Annotated in this window: 13 protein-coding genes and 1 pseudogene; 11 read left to right on the plus strand and 3 right to left on the minus strand. The window is 38.8% G+C overall.

Annotated features, from left to right (window positions below; all coding sequences use genetic code 11):
* Nucleotides 1–85 precede the first annotated feature (85 nt).
* On the minus strand, nt 86–1501 hold the full coding sequence (locus tag C7Y47_RS11060; RefSeq protein WP_142508844.1) for a LysM peptidoglycan-binding domain-containing protein: 1416 nt from the start codon (nt 1499–1501) through the stop codon (nt 86–88).
* A 168-nt stretch (nt 1502–1669) separates the two neighbouring features.
* Here C7Y47_RS11060 and C7Y47_RS11065 point away from each other — a divergent pair.
* Nucleotides 1670–3020, plus strand: a pseudogene (locus C7Y47_RS11065) (FAD-binding oxidoreductase).
* Nucleotides 3021–3118: 98 nt separating this feature from the next.
* On the opposite strand, the gene C7Y47_RS11070 reads toward C7Y47_RS11065, so the two are convergent.
* Nucleotides 3119–3514 (minus strand): (deoxy)nucleoside triphosphate pyrophosphohydrolase, encoded by a 396-nt coding sequence (locus C7Y47_RS11070; protein WP_142508845.1) that lies wholly within the window; start codon nt 3512–3514, stop codon nt 3119–3121.
* A gap of 273 nt (nt 3515–3787) precedes the next feature.
* Between C7Y47_RS11070 and C7Y47_RS11075 the strand changes: the two genes are divergently transcribed.
* From C7Y47_RS11075 to C7Y47_RS11090, 4 genes are all read left to right on the plus strand, one after another.
* The gene (locus C7Y47_RS11075; protein ID WP_142508846.1) at nt 3788–4552 is read left to right on the plus strand and encodes a TrmH family RNA methyltransferase; all 765 of its coding nucleotides are present in this window, start codon (nt 3788–3790) and stop codon (nt 4550–4552) included.
* A 712-nt stretch (nt 4553–5264) separates the two neighbouring features.
* Nucleotides 5265–6302, plus strand: coding sequence for a phenylalanine--tRNA ligase subunit alpha (gene pheS, locus C7Y47_RS11080; RefSeq protein ID WP_142508847.1), 1038 nt, complete (start codon nt 5265–5267; stop codon nt 6300–6302).
* A gap of 12 nt (nt 6303–6314) precedes the next feature.
* On the plus strand, nt 6315–8732 hold the full coding sequence (gene pheT, locus C7Y47_RS11085; protein ID WP_142508848.1) for a phenylalanine--tRNA ligase subunit beta: 2418 nt from the start codon (nt 6315–6317) through the stop codon (nt 8730–8732).
* Nucleotides 8733–9059: 327 nt separating this feature from the next.
* Nucleotides 9060–11027, plus strand: coding sequence for a methyl-accepting chemotaxis protein (locus C7Y47_RS11090; protein WP_142508849.1), 1968 nt, complete (start codon nt 9060–9062; stop codon nt 11025–11027).
* A gap of 127 nt (nt 11028–11154) precedes the next feature.
* Here C7Y47_RS11090 and rnhC read toward each other — a convergent pair whose 3' ends face one another.
* Nucleotides 11155–12081, minus strand: a complete 927-nt coding sequence (gene rnhC, locus C7Y47_RS11095) for a ribonuclease HIII (protein ID WP_142508850.1) — start codon at nt 12079–12081, stop codon at nt 11155–11157.
* Nucleotides 12082–12215: 134 nt separating this feature from the next.
* On the opposite strand from rnhC, the gene zapA reads away from it, so the two are divergent.
* The 6 genes from zapA to C7Y47_RS11125 all read left to right on the plus strand — a co-directional run bounded on the left by zapA (nt 12216) and on the right by C7Y47_RS11125 (nt 19860).
* Nucleotides 12216–12476: a cell division protein ZapA gene (gene zapA / locus C7Y47_RS11100; RefSeq protein ID WP_132357145.1), complete on the plus strand. Its 261-nt coding sequence runs from the start codon at nt 12216–12218 to the stop codon at nt 12474–12476.
* 5 nt (nt 12477–12481) lie between these two features.
* A complete protein-coding gene (locus tag C7Y47_RS11105) occupies nt 12482–13021 on the plus strand; it encodes a CvpA family protein (RefSeq protein WP_142508851.1) in 540 nt (179 codons plus the stop codon).
* 59 nt (nt 13022–13080) lie between these two features.
* Complete coding sequence (polX, locus tag C7Y47_RS11110; protein ID WP_142508852.1) at nt 13081–14790, plus strand: DNA polymerase/3'-5' exonuclease PolX; 1710 nt, start codon at nt 13081–13083, stop codon at nt 14788–14790.
* Between the two features lie 18 nt (nt 14791–14808).
* On the plus strand, nt 14809–17175 hold the full coding sequence (locus C7Y47_RS11115; RefSeq protein WP_142508853.1) for an endonuclease MutS2: 2367 nt from the start codon (nt 14809–14811) through the stop codon (nt 17173–17175).
* 22 nt (nt 17176–17197) lie between these two features.
* Entirely contained in the window at nt 17198–17611 is a 414-nt protein-coding gene (locus C7Y47_RS11120; RefSeq protein WP_132357141.1) for a DUF350 domain-containing protein, read from the plus strand.
* Between the two features lie 557 nt (nt 17612–18168).
* Entirely contained in the window at nt 18169–19860 is a 1692-nt protein-coding gene (locus C7Y47_RS11125; protein ID WP_142508854.1) for an AMP-binding protein, read from the plus strand.
* The last annotated feature ends 1 nt before the right edge of the window (nt 19861 follow it).

Below are 19861 nucleotides of genomic sequence, written 5' to 3' on the forward strand. Positions count from 1 at the left end.
TCATGATCAACATCCTTTTGGACAAAGAGGTGTATTGAAAATCTTTAGAACCGAAATCACCCTCACCATCACGATGAGTCTTTATTTATAATGAAATCTTTTTGATAGAAAAACCATTATTTAATAACGCCCAGTTTTGCGGGAAAGGGAAGCCTAACGCCCAATAGCTAATACCTCGAAGATTATATTCTTTCGTCATGTCAAACTTAGCTTGTGCACTTCTAGCATCTTCAAACCATACCTCATGATTTCTACCTTGTTTATCAACATAACGGAAATACGGTGACTGAGCAGTTCTATCATATTGAATGGTTGCGCCATGTTTTATAGCTCTGTTAAGGGCTTCTTGAGAGCTGAATGTTTCTGCCTCTTGGCCTTTAACATGAGGTAGAAGCCAATCGCGAGCATAAATTTGAAAGCCTAAAAATATTTTGTTAGCAGGCATAACGGATAAAGCATATTCCACAACTTTTCTCATCTCGTTAATGGGTGAAATGGCTTGTGGTGGACCAAGTCGGTATCCCCACTCATATGTCATCAAAATGACAAAGTCTGCAATTCTTCCGTGTGCTTCATAATCATGTGCCTCATATAAAGTTCCTGCCTGCGTTGCGCTCGTTTTTGGCGCAAGTGCCGTTGATACTAGGAATCCTTTTGGATGAAGACGATCAACAGCTAATTGGAGGAAAGTGTTGTAATTCTCTCGATCTGCTGGAAGAACGTTTTCAAAATCAACGTTTAGAACTTTATAGCCCTTTTCCTGCATCACTTGCAAAGTATTGTTGATAACCTTTTCCCGTAAATCTGCACTAGATAAAATAACATGTGATAAGTTGGAACCGGCTTCTGTGGAAGAGAAATTCGTAAGGGTCAACATAGGTGTAATGTTCTTAGCAATAGCTGCATCGATCATTTCTTTATCCTTTATAGGCTGTAATGTCCCATCCTCCTTCACCATATAAGCAAAGGGACTAAAATAAGTTAGTAGATGACCGATTGCGTTAATCGACTGTACGGCTTCTTTAGGCTCTTGATACGTATAAGCATTTACTTCAATGGTAGGCTTTGCTCTCGGAATAATCAAATGCGCACCAGCATAAATCATGTTTGGATTGGAAATTCCATTTTCTAAAACAATTGCTTGAACAGTCGTTCCAAATTGTGTAGCAATTTGCGATAGAGTTTCTCCTGGCAGCACAATATGTGTAGTGGGTGGAATAATTAGTCTAGTTCCAGGTGTTAAAACATCTGGATTTGTTAAATGATTTTCTGTGATAACCGATTGCATAGTCACCCCGTAATGTTGGGAGATCGACCATAAGGTGTCACCCTTTTTTACAATATGGGTTGTGTAAGGGGAAGGGATAACGAGTGATTGCCCGATTACTAATTGATCTGGATTAGATAAAGCGTTTAATTGGATAATGGAATTGATAGGTACAGAATAGCTGTTTGCAATTTGCCAAAGTGTTTCACCAGCGCTCACAACATGAATAATCATAAGGACACCTCCTTAGTAGTTTCAATATAGCATCATATGTATGAATAAAGAGAATGAGCATTTATCTTTCATTTTTAAGCGATAAAAATTCCGATTTTCATATTCTTTCCAAGTGATAAGCATAGGATAAAACATATGTATTGCATCATTTGAGAGAGGAGCTGTATGTTGAAGAAAGTAAAGCTCACAGGAAGAATTGTTATCCCTAAAGATCCGGACTATGAGCAAGCAAGAACAAATAATAACTTAAATGATTCCAAATTTCCCGGTATCATTGTATTTTGTCGACATACGAAAGATGTTATCAATGCATTAAGATGGGCAAGAGAAAATAATGAATTATTTCGAATCAGAAGTGGAAGACATAACTATGAAAATTATTCATTATTAAATGAAGGTCTTGTAATAGATGTTAGTGATATGAATGACATAACCATTAACCGGCAAGATAGGACAGCAAGAATTGAAGCGGGCGCTAATTTAGGAAAAGTGTATCGGATATTATGGGAAAATGGTTTTACAATCCCGGCAGGAACTGAAGGTAGTGTAGGGGTTGTTGGTTTGACACTTGGTGGCGGAATTGGCATGCTATCACGTCCGTTTGGGCTAACATGTGACAATTTACTTGAACTTGAAATGGTTGTTGCAAATGGTCATGAAGGGGCCGAAGTAATCCAAGCTGACAAGGAGAAAAATAGTGATTTATTTTGGGCAAGTTGTGGCGGGGGGGGGGGGGAATTTCGGCATCGTTACAGCGCTTACATTTAAACTGCATCCTATTTCTAACGTATCGATTTTCTCCATTACATGGGGATGGGAAGATTTTGAACGAGCCTTTGACGCATGGCAAAAATGGGCGCCATATACAGATGAACGCTTGACCTCACAGATTGAGCTTAAATCTAAGGAAGTGGGCGAAATTGTTGCTCAAGGTGAGTTTATAGGTACGGCATCTGAGTTAAAGAAACTACTACGTCCATTAAGGAAAACAGGTTCACCAACGAATATATGGATAAAGGAAGTACCGTATATTAAAGCTGTAGAATTTTTTGACTTACCGAGCGGCAACAAACCAGCCTTCCGTAAAAGGTCAGGATCCTTTATTGAAAGGCCATTCCCTCATGCTGCTATTGTAAAAATGAAAGATTTTTTAACGAACGCTCCAAATAGAGACACGACCATTTGGCAGCAATCTCTTAGAGGTACGATCAGTCAAACTGCGTCAAACCGAACAGCTTATTATTATAGGAATGCTTTGATTGCTCAGGAGTATAATACTTCATGGAAAAAAGCTAAAGAAGAAGAAAAAAATATTCAGTGGGTGGAGAATTTAAGAAGGGCTTTGTCACCTTACACTGCTGGTGATTATGTGAATTTCCCAGATCGTTTTATAAAAGATTGGCCAACTGCTTATTATGGTCGTAATCTTAGAATGCTTAGAGAGGTAAAGGGAAAATACGATCCGTTTAATGTATTTCATTTTCCTCAAAGTATTCCGCCAAATAAAAAATGGCTTTAAATGAGGAAGATGAACTGCCCATAAAAGCCTGATTGTGAAGACTAATAATCAGTGGGGAGGAAAGAACCCCCACTGATTAAAGTTTCACTTTATCTCTACTATTTTTCTGCAAGTATTTTATTGATCGCTGGAATATCAGCGGGAGCAAAATTAAGATTTAGCAGCTCATTTCGAGGAACCCATCTAATTTCAGTATGTTCTAGCAGGACCGGCTCTCCTTTTGTAATTGACGCTTTAAATGTTTCTAAGCGTACGATAAATTTTTCATATTCATAAATGGTATCCTCAACCTTTTCACCAACTTGTATAGAGCAATTAAATTCCTCTAATATTTCACGAATTAAAGCTTGATCAGGCGATTCTCCCTCTTCGATTTTACCACCAGGGAATTCCCAATAATTTGCTAGTACCATATTAGGATTTCTTAACGCACAAAAAATTTCGTGCTTATCATTTTCAATAATTGCACCGACTACATGTACATTTTTTTTCATTTATTTCACCCTCAAATTTATATCTCTATTAGCAAAGCCATCACCCAAAATGGGAATTGTTTTGTATTTCCAAAAATATTGAAAATTATAACATACATTTCTGTAATTTTATATTTATTGGGGGTGTTAATTACAATTCGTTTTCTTAAAAGAACGTTGATTTTAAAAAAATGAGCTTTAACAATTAAACTGTTTTTTTCATGACTATGTAATTTATCGTTTTCTACTGTATAATAATGAACAATATATAGGAAAAAGGCGGTACGAGGTACGATGAAAAGAATTGAATCTACGCAAAATGCGTTAGTGAAATATTGGAAGAAGCTTGCGACAACACGTAAAGAGCGTGAAAGATCTGGAGAATTCCTAGTAGAGGGATTCCACTTGGTGGAAGAAGCATTAAAAAATACGGAGCAGGTGATGCAACTAATTGTACGTGAAGGTGTAGAATTACCAATGCTTTGGCCGATTGATAATGTAGCCATCGTTGAGGTAACGGCGGCTGTAGCCAAGGAGTTTGCTGAAACGGAGACATCTCAAGGTGTATTTGCGGTATGTAAGCAGCCTTTGTTAGACGAAGATGTAATGGCAACGTGGCGCAAGGTGCTACTAATTGATGCCGTGCAAGATCCAGGAAATATTGGGACGATGATTCGTACTGCAGATGCAGCTGGTTTGGATGCAGTCATACTCGGTAAGGGCTGTGCGGATTTATATAATCCTAAAACGCTTCGTTCTGCACAAGGCTCACATTTCCATATCCCGGTCATTCGTGGTGATTTAGAGGAATGGATTGAGCAGCTACAAAATAATGGTGTACCAGTATTTGGGACTGCTTTAGATGAGGATGCAGTTGTCTATAGTGATATTGAACATACTGGTGCATTCGCGATCATGATGGGGAATGAAGGTAGTGGTATTCATCCACAACTACTTTCGATGACAGATCAAAATATTATTATTCCAATTTTGGGGCAAGCAGAGTCTCTAAATGTAGCAGTGGCAACAGGAATCGTTTTATATGGATTTGTTAAGTAGGTGATAGAAGTGTTGCAACTGTACTAATCATCACAGTTGTGGGTGACATTTTTTAATATAGGCACTGATATTAGTTGATTGTAGTGGAGGCTGGGCGACTCCTTGGGGATTAGCGATAGAGGAACGAAGGCTAAAAGCATCACATCCTGTGATAACGCCTTCGTGACCAACATCGTGTTGGCCCGAGATCCTGCAGCGAAGCGAAGCGGCTCGTCGGACGCCCCCAGGAAGCTTTGCTATGTAGCGAAAGCAAAGCGTCAGCTCCAAAGCGCCTAGTCGGAACGGAAATCAACCACACGTGATAAACTAAAATTGCCGATAAAGCCATTATATTGCTGTTAATAGGCACATGGCTCTTGATTTGAATTGGTATAGTATTGTATAATCACTGTTAAAATGTAAACGAAAATGCTTTGACCGGGAAGTAGTAAAGATTGTGAATGGACGACAGGGAGCGCAGGCCGAAGATTGAGAGCCAGTGCCGTACAATGCAATTTTGAATTCATCCCGCGAGCAGCTACCGGGACCAGCGAAACGCTGTAAAGGTATGCCGGCTTTAATCTAGTCGTTATGTCAATGAAGTGATTGTTAGGAATTTTCCTTGCAATAACTAGGGTGGTACCGCGAATATGTCCTCGTCCCTTTTTTAGGGGCGAGTTTTTTTATGCCATCAACAAAATTGGCATGGATTTGAACAAGGAGGGTTTATTACATGGAAGAGCAATTAAAGCAATTAGAGCAAGAAGCACTTGCTAAAATTGAAGCGGCAGCAAATTTAAAGGAATTAAATGATGTGCGAGTAGCATATCTAGGGAAAAAAGGACCTATCACTGATTTATTAAAGGGTATGGGGAAATTATCAGCTGAGGAACGCCCAAAAATGGGTGCTTTAGTCAATTCAGTTCGTGAAAATGTAACTGCTGTATTAGAGGAAAAGGTAACTGTGCTAGAGGAAGCAGCAATTGCTGAAAAATTAGCAAGTGAGTCGATTGATGTCACTTTGCCTGGCCGTGAAATTAAAGTTGGCAATCGCCATCCATTAACACGTGTTATTGAAGAAATTGAAGATTTATTTATCGGTATGGGCTATGAAATTGCTGAAGGACCGGAAGTGGAAAAGGATTATTATAACTTCGAGGCACTAAACTTACCGAAGGGACATCCTGCTCGTGATATGCAAGATTCGTTCTATATTTCCGAGGAAATATTATTACGTACGCATACTTCTCCTGTGCAAGCTCGCACGATGGAAGAGAAGAAGGGTGAATCAATTCGCATTATTTGTCCAGGGAAAGTATTCCGTCGTGACAACGATGATGCTACACACTCTCACCAATTCATGCAAATTGAAGGGTTAGTGATCGGTGAAAATATTCGCATGAGTGACCTTAAAGGTACACTTGATACATTAGCGAAAAAAATGTTTGGTGCGGAGCGCGAAATTCGACTTCGACCAAGCTTCTTCCCATTCACAGAGCCATCTGTAGAAATGGATATTTCTTGCTTCAAATGTGGTGGTTCTGGCTGTAACGTATGTAAAGGTACAGGTTGGATTGAAATTTTAGGAGCTGGTATGGTGCATCCAAATGTACTTGAAATGGCAGGCTATGATCCGAAGAAAGTATCAGGCTTTGCATTCGGTATTGGTGCTGAACGTATCGCAATGTTGAAATATGGTGTCGACGATATTCGTCATTTCTATACAAGTGACACACGTTTCTTATCACAATTCGAGCGAACAGAGGCGTAAGGGGGATAACAAATGTTAGTATCATTAGATTGGTTAAAAGATTATGTAAGTACACAGGATTTAACACCTGAGGAGTTAGCTGAAAAAATTACGCGCTCTGGAATTGAAGTAGATGCAGTAATTGACCGTGCTAACGAAATGGATAAAGTTGTTGTCGGCTATGTCGTATCAAAGGAGAAACACCCTGAAGCAGATAAATTAAATATTTGCCAAGTGGATGTTGGTGAAGCTGAACCACAACAAATTATTTGTGGTGCTCCAAACGTTGATGCTGGTCAAAAAGTTATTGTCGCTCGTCCTGGTGCACATTTACCAGGCGGCATTAAAATAAAAAAAGCGAAACTTCGTGGACATGAATCAAACGGTATGATTTGTTCATTACAAGAGTTAGGAATCGAAGGGAAACTAGTTCCTAAAGCATATTCTGAAGGTATTTATGTGCTTCCTAAGGGTGCAGAGGTCGGTTCAGATGCCCTTGCTATTTTGGGTTTACGTGACACAGTATTAGAGCTTGGTTTAACACCAAACCGCTCAGATGCACTGTCAATGCTAGGTGTGGCGTATGAAGTTGGCGCAATTCTATCTGAAGAAGTGAAGTATCCAGAAATCGCCTACAGCACATCTTCTGAAAAAGCAGAAGACATGTTAAAGCTTCGAGTAGAAGATTTACAAGCGAACCCAATGTATGTAGCAAAAGTTGTGAAAAACGTAAAAATCGCGGAATCACCGATGTGGCTACAAAATCGCTTAATGGCAGCAGGTGTACGCCCTCATAATAATGTTGTCGATGTAACGAACTACATTTTAATGGAATACGGTCAACCGCTTCATGCCTTTGACTACGATAGTCTTGCAACAGGTGAAATCGTAGTGCGTAAAGCAACAGAAGGCGAAAAAATTACTACTTTAGATGACCAAGAGCGTACATTAAAAGCAACAGATTTAGTCATTACAAATGGCAAAGAGCCAGTAGCTATCGCAGGTGTAATGGGTGGTGCAAACTCTGAAGTAAATGATTCTACAACAACGGTTGTGATCGAATCTGCTTATTTCGATGGTTTAACTGTACGTCAAACATCACGTCATCTTGGACTTCGTTCAGATGCTTCTGCTCGCTTTGAAAAGGGTGTTGACCCTAACCGTGTATTACCAGCTGCAGAACGTGCTGCAGCACTACTAGCTGAACTAGCTGGTGGTGAAGTGTTAGAGGGAACATGCATCGTGGATGAACTAGATAAATCACCGGCACGTGTTGTCGTTTCTCCAGATTTTATTAATGAACGTTTAGGTATGAAAATTTCATTAGAAGAAATGTTGACTATTTTAGAGCGTCTTAAATTTGGCGTAGAAGCAGCAAATGGTTTACTAATCGTTGATGCACCAACACGTCGTCAAGATATTAAAATTGAAGAAGATATTGTAGAAGAAATTGCTCGTTTATATGGCTATGATGAAATCCCGATGACTTTACCAGAGGGAGCAAACCAAGTAGGTCGTCTAACACCATATCAAGCAAATCGTCGTGTAGTTCGTAACTATATGGAGGGGGCAGGCCTTTACCAAGCTGTCACTTACTCATTAACTTCAGATGCATTGTCACAACGCTTTGCATTGAAAGCTGAGCCAGTAACACGTTTACTAATGCCGATGAGTGAGGACCGTTCAACACTACGTCAAAGTCTTATCCCACATTTAATTGAAGCGGCTGCATATAATGTTGCACGTAAAGCTGACAATGTGGCATTGTATGAAATCGGTTCAGTATTCCTTGGTCAATCAGAAGAGGGGCTACCATACGAGGAAGAGCATGTGGCGGCAGTAGTAACAGGAAAATGGCTTGACCATGCTTGGCAAGGGGAGAAAAAAGCAGTAGATTTCTTCGTCTTAAAAGGCATTGTAGAAGGTGTTATCGGTAAGCTCGGTTTAGAGGACCGTATTTCATTTGTGAAAGCTGAAGTAGATGGATTACATCCGGGACGTACTGCTAGCATTCTTTTAGACGGTGAACAAGTGGGTATTATTGGTGGATTACATCCAGCAGAGCAAAAAGCATGGGGTGTCAAAGACACATATATAATGGAAATGAATCTAGTAACATTATTAAATGCTAATGCAAAAGAAGCACCTCTTGGTTATACACCAGTGCCTCGCTTCCCAGCAATGTCTCGTGATATTGCACTTATCATGGACCGTACAACAACAGCTGGAGAGGTTATTGCTGCGATTCGCTCAGCAAGCGTGAAATTATTGAAAGACGTTCGTGTATTCGACGTATATGAAGGTGAAAAAATGGAGGCTGGTAAAAAATCAGTTGCATTCTCCCTAACATACTTCGATCCAGAACGTACTTTAACAGATGAAGAGGTTGTTGCAGCGCATAACAAAGTGTTAAAAGCTATTGCAACAATTGAAGGTACAGAAGTACGCTAATTTTTAACTTCTTTCAGCATATATGTTTTGTAACGAACGCGTAGCGACAAGTACAGATGTACCTCTAAAGCGCTGAAAGAAGTTAAAGCGTCCGGACGCTATTATGCCGAGGTATTATTGATTATGTTTTTATGAGCTGTCTCTTAATGAGGCAGCTTTTTGTTTTATTCACATGGAGAAAATAAAGCGCTGAAGAGAAGACTTTAAGTTAATTTACATGTTTAAGTATTTCGCAATATTTAGAAATAACAAAAAATAAATTTTTGATTTATATTTGTGTATAGTATAATTTGGATAGAAAATTTTACTATTGGGGTGGTAGTTATTATGAAAAATCATCGAAAAAGAAGAGGCTTTTCCATGCGAGCCCGATTAATATGGGCGTTTACCTTGACACTTTTAATCCCCAGTATTGCTATTGGTACGTTTTCATATTTGAAGGCTTCTGATCAATATGACAAGGAATTAAGTAATAGCTCGCGGGAAAATGTTGATTTATTAAATACACTAATTTCAAATGAGATATCACCTATTCAAAGTGATGTGGAGTATTTAGCTGCTTCTTTTAATAAAAATGTGCAAGATGTAGACGCTTTAAAGGAATTAGAAAAATATAACGCTTTACATAGTAATGTCTCTGTTGTCAATTTAGCAATTGAGGGGCACAAATTTATGCGTGAACCATATGCTAAATCCTCAGCCGATTATGATCCATTTACGCGACCATGGTACTTAAAGGCTATTGAATCACCAGGCAAAAACGTTATGGTTGATCCATATAAATCAACGATTACAGGTGAATTAATATTAGCAGTATCAGCTGGTTTACAGGATCGTTCAGGGGCTATTTCTATTGGTCTAAATTTAGACGGAATTTCCGAACTAGTGAAATCAGTGGAGATTGGTAATAATGGCTATGCTACATTAGTAAATGCCAATAATCTTATTATTGCTGATCCACAATTAGAGGTAGGATCGGAGCTCAAAAAGTCATATATAGAAAAGATACAAGGAAAAGAAGAAGGTAGTTTTACCATTGAAGAAGATGGGAAAAAGCATCGAGTGTTTTTTACTACCAATAAACTAACGGGATGGAAAATTATTGGTACTATGGATTTGGCAGACGTAGCAGCTATCACAAAACCAATATTAATAAACACGATGACCGTTATTGTCATTGCTCTAATCGTATTTGGAATCATTGGTGCTTTCATTATAAGAACAATCACGCAGCCATTAAATAAGTTGTCAACAGTAGCTGAGCAGGTAGGAGATGGTGATTTACGTAATTTAATTGACATTAAAAGACATGATGAGATAGGTAAACTGGCGGATATATTCAATAAAATGATTCTATCTTTACGTGGTGTAGTTGGTAACATTGGTGAGGAATCCAATCAGTTAGCTACATCATCGGAGGAACTTACAGCAAGTACAGCAGAAAATAAACGAGCTACATCGCAAATTGTTGATTCCATTCAAACATTTGCTGAAACGGTTGATTTGCAAGCCGAAACAATTAATGATAGCACTAACGCTGTACTTGAAATGTCTTCATCCATTCAACAAATTGCCGTTAAGTCTGATACCGTTAATGAGATGTCGAATAAAGCAATGGAGGCTGTTGTGATAGGAGACCAAACTATTCAAACAGCAATTGGCCAAATGAAAATGATTCAAAGTACTGTCCAAGCACTTGAAAACACCGTACAAACACTAAGTGAACGTTCAAATGAAATCGGACGTATTGTAGAGGCTATTACGCAAATTGCTGATCAAACGAATCTTTTAGCTCTAAATGCTGCAATTGAAGCTGCTCGTGCAGGTGAGCATGGAAAAGGTTTTGCAGTTGTTGCTGATGAGGTGCGAAAGCTTGCTGAGCAATCCGCACAATCAACAATGCAAATAAAAGATATCATTGATTATATTCAAGCCGATACAAAACTAGCGGTTGAATCAATGGCTGCTGGTTCAGCTGAGGTATTAAAGGGAATTGATGTAACAAATATGGCAGGAAAGTCATTCAAAGAAATTAGTGATAATGTACAAAGCGTAACCTATGAAATAGGACAAATTTCAGAGACAGCAAAAGTTATTTCTGAACACTCCAATCAAGTGGCAATAGGAATTGAAAGTGTGCTTCAGCGAACAAATGAAAATACAGCAAGTGCACAAAATATTTCCGCCGCAACAGAGGAACAGCTTGCTTCTATGGAAGAAATCGCTGCATCGGCAGAAGCCCTTGCTAAAATGTCTGAAAATCTACAACAAACCATTAGACAGTTTAAATATTAGGCTAAACAAAAATCTGATCATAATAAGTTTTTGATATAAAGAATTTCGCTAACTACAATAGAGAACAAGTTGTGTATAACTTGTACTGCTGGAGTATAGCGAAATTTTTTTGTCTAATAGGCCAATATTATTTCATCTTTTTAGCTTTCTCAGTATTCGCAAAATGCCATTTCGTTATGGAACGTAAAAATTCCTCACCTTGTTTCCGCCAAATGCGTGCTGCTAATGCATCTACTTTCGCTGAAGCTCCCTTCAACAACTCTATCCCAGCAATCTCGCTTAGACGGTCCATTTCTTTTAAAAATGCAGCACGAGCTAATATCGATGCAGTTGCTACGGAAAGATGTAGTTGCTCGGCCTTCGTAGAAAATAGCACATTCTCCCGAACAATATCTCGTTCATTTTTTAAGTAATTGTAATAAACGCCGCGTTCCGCAAACTGATCTATCAAAATATGTTCTGGTTTTTCGGGCGCCATTTTCGCCAATGTATTTTTAAGTGCTCGATTGTGCATCATAGCTTTCATTTTACCTTGAGAGTAGCCTCGTGATTGTAATTCGTTATATTTTTCATTGCGTAGTACAAGTACACTATGGACACAAGCTGCACGTAAATCAGGGGCGATTTTACGCATGTAATCATCCGTTAGCATTTTTGAGTCCTTGACACCAAGTTCGTTTATAAGCGCAATTTTTGATGATGGGACATATACGGCTGCAACTGTTATTGGACCGAAATAATCACCAGTACCAGTTTCGTCTGAGCCTAGCACCGACATCGTAGTAAAACCTTCTGGAAGAACGTCGCCCTTTACTCCTAACGACGATGATTTTTGTGTATTTTTTACTTCTATGTTTCCCCAGCGCGCAGCTTCTCGCTCAGCTCCTCCCCCTTGGAACATTAATTTACCTGATTTGTACATCGTAATTGCTGTATCTGGGAGCTTTGCGGCAAAGATAACACCTGGAGCTTTACGCTCTATAAAATGGTTTGCATAGTATGACATCACCTCTTTTTGTATATTTGTTGATATGGAAAGTACAATATTTGACATTTGCTCGTTCCTTTCTGTCCTCATTGTTCACAATTTTATACCTTTCATGGTATGATAATAAATAGCTTTTTTGTGTAAGCGGCTCACAATAAAAAAATTCGTGAGCACAAAAATTTTTAAAGGAGGGTGCGACTATGGAAAATCAAGAAAAGAATAAAATTTCTGTGGAAATCTACGGTCATACATATAAAATGGTCGGCTCTGAATCCATGGGACATATGCGACTTGTCGCTTCAATTGTTGATGACCGTATGCGCGAAATGAATGTACATAATCCCTCTCTTGATAGCACAAAGCTCGCCGTTCTTACAGCAGTAAATACCGTTCATGATTATTTACTATTAAAAGAACAAATGGAAAAACTAGAAGAAGAATTGAAAAAATTAAAGGGTTGAAGTGAATGTTAGATTTAATCATATTAGTGGTGCTATTAGCCGGGCTCATCATTGGTGCAAAACGTGGTTTCATTGTTCAGATGATGCATATCGTTAGCTTTATAGTTGCCCTAATAGTTGCGTATATCTATTATAAACCATTAGCACAAAAATTTGTGTTTTGGGTTCCGTATCCAGGTGTAACGGATTCAGGTAGTCTTGGAGTAGTTATTGATAGCCTGGATTTAGACCGCACTTTTTACCGTGTCATTGCATTTGCAGTTATTTTCTTTGCGGTGAAAATTACAATGCAAATTGTGGCATCGATTTTTGATTTTATAGCGTATTTACCTGTGTTAGGTACAGTGAATCGCTGGCTTGGAGCATTGTTTGGCATGATTGAAAACTATTTAATTATGTTTATTTTGCTGTACATTCTTGCTTTATTGCCAGTTGCTTCTATCCAAAGTTTAATGTCGAAGTCGTTGTTAAGTGGTCTCATTTTGGAACACACCCCAATTATTACAAGTATGTTTCAAAATTGGTGGTATATTTATATGCAATAGCAAACTGTGCACTTCTCTCGGTTTTGAGGGAAGTGTTTTTACGATAGGAGGAATTCCCAATGAACAAAAAAACAATTATTCGCACATTTGAAAAAATTGCATTGTATATGGAATTACAAGGGGAAAATCCATTCAAAGTGTCTGCCTTTCGAAAAGCTGCTGCCGCGCTTGAGGGGGACGAGCGCTCGTTAAGTGAGATGGAAGATGTAACAAAGCTTAAGGGTATAGGTAAAGGTACAGCTGCGGTTATTGAGGATTTAATGACAAATGGTGAATCAAGCTTATTAAAAGAGTTAGAAGAAATTGTACCAAAAGGATTGCTCCCGCTATTAAAACTTCCAGGCTTAGGTGGTAAAAAAATTGCTAAGCTTCATCAAGAGTTAGGGGTTGATTCTGCGGAAAGTTTAAAGGCTGTTTGTGAGGAAGGTAAAGTTCGTGAGCTAGCTGGCTTTGCGGCTAAGACCGAAGAAAAAATTTTAAAGGAACTTGCAAATTTAGCAAATCGATCAGAACGTTTACCGATTTGGCAGCTGGAGCCAGTTGTTTTACAAATTGAAGCTCTTCTAGGTAGTATGGAAGAAGTAGAACGTTTTTCTGTTGCAGGAAGCTTCCGTCGTGCAGCTGAAACAAGTAAAGATATTGATTTTATTGTTGTAACTGAAGCAGTTGGAACTGTACGTGAAAAGCTACTGAATGAGCTTTCTGTACAAGAAGTCGTAGCAGCTGGTGATACAAAAATTTCAGTTATTTTAGATCTAGATGAGCCTGTAAGTGTAGATTTCCGATTAGTAAGAGATGTAGAATATGCAACAGCTTTGCATCATTTCACAGGCTCGAAAGATCACAATGTACGCATGCGTCAAATTGCTAAAGCCCGTGGTGAAAAAATTAGTGAATATGGTGTAGAACAGGCTAATGGCACCGTATTAACGTTTAAGGATGAAGAAGAATTTTTTGCGCATTTTGATTTACCATTTATTCCACCGAGTTTGCGTACAGGAACATCGGAATTTGACAAAACGGATGACATTAAAAGTCTAGTGAAAATAGAAGATATTAAAGCAGATTTGCATATGCATACGACTTGGTCTGATGGTGCATACTCTATAGCTGAAATGGGCGAAGCATTGATTGCGCGTGGCTATCAGTATAGTGTTATTACTGACCATTCACAATTTTTAAAAGTAGCGAATGGTCTAACGCCAGAGCGCTTAACAAAGCAACGTGCTGAAATTGAGGCGTTTAATGAAGCACATTCTGATTTCCATTTATACGCGGGGACAGAAATGGATATTTTGCCGGATGGTTCCCTAGATTTTGAGGATGATGTGCTAAAAGAATTAGATTTCGTCATTGCCTCTATTCACTCTAGCTTTACACAATCGCAGGACAAAATTATGGCACGTTTACTTACGGCGATGCAAAATCCGTACGTTCATATGATTGCACATCCAACTGGTCGCATTATTGAGGATCGTAATGGCTATAATCCTGATATGGGACAATTAATTTCGTGGGCAAAGGAATATGGTAAAATTTTAGAGTTAAATGCGAATCCATATCGTCTTGATTTATGTGTTGAGCATTTAGAAATGGCAATGGCCGCTGGTGTGCCCGTAGCAATCAATACGGATGCCCATGATATTGCTCATTTACGCTTTATGGATATTGGGGTGCGCTATGCAAACAGAGCATGGTTAAAAAAGGATATGATTGTGAATACATGGACGCGAGAACAATTTGAAGCGTTTATTCGACGAAATAAATAGATTGAGGAGGTGTTCTCAGTGATCGCAGAACGCGCATTGAAAACACTAGAATATGATAAAGTACGTCAGCAAGTGGCTACATACTGTACTTCTTCAATCGGTAAATCAGCGGTTGATGAGCTTGTACCACAGACAGACTATGAAAAAGTTGTACAATTATTAGAAGAAATGGATGAAGGACTATCCATTTTACGTGTTAAAGGCAATGTGCCGATGGGTGGGATTTTTGATGTGCGACCAGCTGCAAGGCGTGCACAAATCGGTGGCATGCTTTCAGCGATGGAACTAATGGAAGTTTCAAGTACAATTCGAGCTAGTAGAATTCTTCGCAATTTTATCGAAGATATAGAATCAGAAGAAGTGATTGAGATTCCTCATTTCATCGCCAAAAAGGAGTCAATGCCTGTTTTGACAGGCTTACAGCATGAAATTAATAACTGTATTGATGACAACGGCTCAGTGCTAGATTCTGCAAGTCAAACTTTGCGATCCATTCGCCAAACTTTCCGCGCTGAGGAAGCTAAAGTACGCTCTAAGCTGGAAAGCCTTATACGTGGGAGCAATGCTTCAAAAATGCTGTCAGATACACTTGTAACGATTCGTAATGATCGCTTTGTTATTCCCGTTAAGCAAGAGTATCGTCACCATTATGGTGGAATTGTGCATGACCAATCATCTTCTGGCCAAACATTATTTATCGAGCCAGATTCGATTGTACAAGCGAATAATGAGATTCATCGATTAAAAATGAAAGAGCAAGCTGAAATTGAACGTATCTTACTTGCCTTAAGTGCAATGGTAGAGGAAGTAGCTCCAGATTTATTTAATTTAGTAAAAGTACTAGGTGAGATTGACGTTATTTTAGCTAAAGGCAAATATGGTCAAGCGAACAAATGTACAATGCCTAAAATGAATAACGACGGCTATATTCGACTTGTGCGTGCACGTCATCCGCTTTTACCAATTGAAACAGCGGTTCCTAACGATATTGAATTTGGGAAAGATATCACGGCAATTGTGATTACAGGGCCAAACACGGGCGGTAAAACCGTCACTTTAAAAACAGTTGGACTATGTACATTAATGGCACAGGCTGGGTTACCAGTGCCTGCACTTGATGGTTCAGAGCTTGCTGTTTTCAAGCAGCTTTTTGCAGATATTGGAGATGAACAGTCGATTGAACAATCACTGTCAACATTCTCCTCTCATATGGTCAACATAGTAGATATCTTACAAAAGTTTGATTTCGAATCACTCGTTCTATTTGATGAATTAGGTGCCGGGACAGATCCTCAGGAAGGGGCAGCTCTGGCCATCTCCATTTTAGATGAAGTACATGGTCGTGGCGCCCGCGTTATGGCAACAACGCACTATCCTGAGCTAAAAGCATATGGCTATAATCGTCCAGGGGTTGCCAATGCAAGTGTAGAGTTTGATATTGAGACATTGAGTCCAACATATCGTCTACTTATTGGTGTACCAGGCCGCTCCAATGCATTTGAAATTTCAAGTCGTCTGGGCTTACCAGAATCGATTATTGACCGTGCGAAAAGCTTTACAGGTACAGATCGCCATGAGGTAGAGTCAATGATTGCTTCACTAGAAGAGACTCGTCGCCAATCCGAAGATGATGCAGAACGCTCTCATGAGTTACTAATGGAGTCTGAAGAACTTCGTAAAGAGCTACAAGGAAAACTACAAGCTTACGAGGAACGCAAAGAAGCACTCGATAAAAAAGCAAAAGAAAAGGCTCGTAAAATTGTTGATGAAGCAAAAAGAGAAGCAGAATCAATTATTGCTGAGCTTCGAGAAATGCGCAAAAATGCAGACCAAGTTGTCAAGGAACATGAACTCATCGAAGCACGTAAACGATTGGAAGAAGCTACACCGCTTGAAAACAATAAAGTGTTGAAAAAAGCGGCACAAGTAAAGGCTCGTGCACAAAACTTAGTTGTCGGAGACGAGGTAAAGGTGTTAAGCTATGGACAACGGGGTACATTGCTTGAAAAAGTATCGGATACCGAATGGGTTGTCCAAATGGGTATTCTGAAAATGAAAATCTCGGATAGTGATCTAGAGTACATTAAACCCGAAAAAGAACCTGTTCAACGTATGGCTGGTGTAAAAAATCGCAATAGTCATGTAAAATTAGAATTAGATTTACGCGGCGAACGGTATGAAGATGCCATCATGCGTACGGAAAAATATATTGATGATGCCTTGCTTGCTAACTATGGGCGTGTATCAATTATTCATGGTGTCGGTACAGGTGCATTACGTCAGGGAATTCAAAGTTATTTGAAAAAGCATAAGCGTGTAAAATCCTTCCGTTTTGGTGAAGCGGGTGAGGGAGGATTAGGTGTCACGGTTGTGGAATTGAAATAAGCAGTAAAGGGGACGGAGAAAAATGCTAAATTCTAGCTTTTGGCGATATCCAATTATCGAAACGGCAGGATATTTTAGTGTTGTTGTATTATGTTTAGTCGTCTCGATGGCATTGTTCGAAGTCGTTACGAAATATAAAAACTGGGAAGAAATTAAAAATGGTAATATCGCTGTGGCCCTCGCAACAGGCGGGAAAATACTGGGAATTTGTAATATTTTTCGCTTTTCCATTGCGCGCCATAGCACTTTAAGTGAAATGATTGGCTGGGGCCTTTTTGGTTTTACATTACTAATTGTGGCGTATTTCTTATTTGAATTTATGACACCACGTTTTAATGTTGATCAAGAAATCGCTAACGATAATCGCTCAGTCGGTTTCATTTCCTTTACCATTTCACTCGGTCTATCGTTTGTTATTGGGGCAAGTATTGCATAGGAGTGTAATGACATGGAAAAATTAGCAAAAGTACTAATCGTTGTCTGCATCGCATTTTTGGCAGTCGGTGTCTATTATATGATGACCCTTTAAGCAAAAAACGCATCCTTTTATGAGGATGCGTTTTTATATATTGATAGGTAAAGGGAAGGAATGCTAAGGGAGCTAGCGACGGAAAGGAAAGACAAAGTGAAATAAAAAAACTAAAATACCCTCGAAAAAAATCGAAAGCTACATCATCCTCGTTTCAAACCATCATAAAAAACTACTAACATCTATTAATATTCCTTTAACTACCTAAAAAGCTATCATAAAAAATTATTTTTGAAATATAGAAATATTAACGCAGTCTTGTGCATAAAAAAAGATAGAATGAATGAGTATTCATACGCACTATCGATCCAAAACCATAAGGAATACAGTTATATAAATGTTGTTAAATGCATAATAATTAATCGAAAATGCATTTATTTTCTATTTTGTGTTTGAAAGAGTATTTCGTTTTCATTATAATTAAAATAAGAGTTTACAAATTGGGGGCAAAGGGGAGAGGACGTATGACAACAAAACCATGGCTAAAAAATTATCCTGAAGAAGTACCATCGTCTTTAACGTTTGAGGAAATTCCTGTGCAAGAGTTTTTGACACGTGCCTATAAAAAGAATCCATCTAAAGTTGCGATTCATTTTATGGGAAAGGATTTGACGTACACTGAGCTATATGAGTCAGCGCTAAGGTTCGCAAATTATTTACAAGCCCTTGGAGTAGAGAAGGGAGATCGAGTAGCTATTATGCTGCCAAACTCACCGCAAAGTGTAATCGCTTACTATGGGGCAATGTATGCTGGGGCGATTGTCGTACAAACAAATCCACTTTATACTGAGCGTGAACTGCAATATCAAATGGTTGATTCAGGTGCGAAAGTTATTTTATTGATGGATATTTTGTATCCACGTGTTATGAAAATCATAAAAGAAACTGCACTTGAAAATGTAATTGTCACGGCTATTAAAGATTATTTACCATTTCCTAAAAATTTGGTTTATCCCTATATTCAAAAAAAGCAGTACGGTTTTAGTGTAAAGGTTGAACATAGTGGTCAAAATCATTTATTTACAGAAATTATGCGCTCAGCGCCCATCGAAATGATTGATATTCCAGTTGATTTTGAAGAGGACGTAGCACTGCTTCAATATACAGGTGGAACGACTGGCTTCCCTAAAGGCGTAATGTTGACCCATAAAAACTTAATTGCAAATACAACAATGTGTGATGCGTGGATGTATAAATGTGTACATGGTGAGGAAACCATTATGGGCATTCTGCCATTCTTCCATGTTTATGGTATGACGGCAGTTATTTTATTATCCGTATTTACGCAAAATAAGATGGTGTTATTACCAAAGTTTGATGCAGAGACAGCGTTGAAAACAATTGATAAGCAAAAGCCAACACTATTCCCAGGTGCACCGACTTTATATATTGGTTTATTAAATCACCCGGATATTGCCAAGTACGACTTATCGTCCATCAAAGCATGCTTAAGTGGATCCGCTTCATTGCCGGTAGAAGTGCAAGAGAAATTTGAAGCGGTAACAGGGGGGAAACTTGTTGAGGGATTTGGATTAACAGAAACTTCTCCTGTTACACATGCTACACCTATTTGGGGTAAGCGTGTCATGGGCTCGATTGGTTTACCTTGGCCAAATACGGATTCAATAATTTTACGTACAGGGGATACAGAGGCGCTTCCAGTCGGTGAGGTTGGTGAGATAGCTGTAAAGGGACCACAGGTTATGAAAGGCTATTGGAATCGCCCTGAAGATACAGCAGCGGCGTTCGTAGATGGCTGGTTTTTAACAGGCGATCTTGGCTATATGGACGAAGAAGGTTATTTCTATGTAGTTGATCGTAAAAAAGATATAATTATTGCAGGTGGTTTTAATATTTATCCTCGTGAGGTAGAGGAAGTACTATATGAACGTGAGGAAATCCAAGAATGCATAGTTGCGGGCATTCCTGACCCGTATCGTGGAGAAACCGTAAAAGCTTATATTGTTTTAAAAGAAGGATATTCGATTACGGAAGACGAATTAAATAAATATTGCCGTCAAAACTTAGCTGCTTTCAAAGTTCCCCGCTATTATGAGTTTAGAGATGAGCTACCGAAAACAGCAGTTGGAAAAATCTTGCGTCGTTCATTAGTTGACGAAGAAAAAACAAAATTGGTGAATAAAGAAGCAAAATAAA

It is taken from the genome of Lysinibacillus sphaericus, assembly GCF_006864135.1.
Classification (GTDB): Bacteria; Bacillota; Bacilli; order Bacillales_A; family Planococcaceae; genus Lysinibacillus.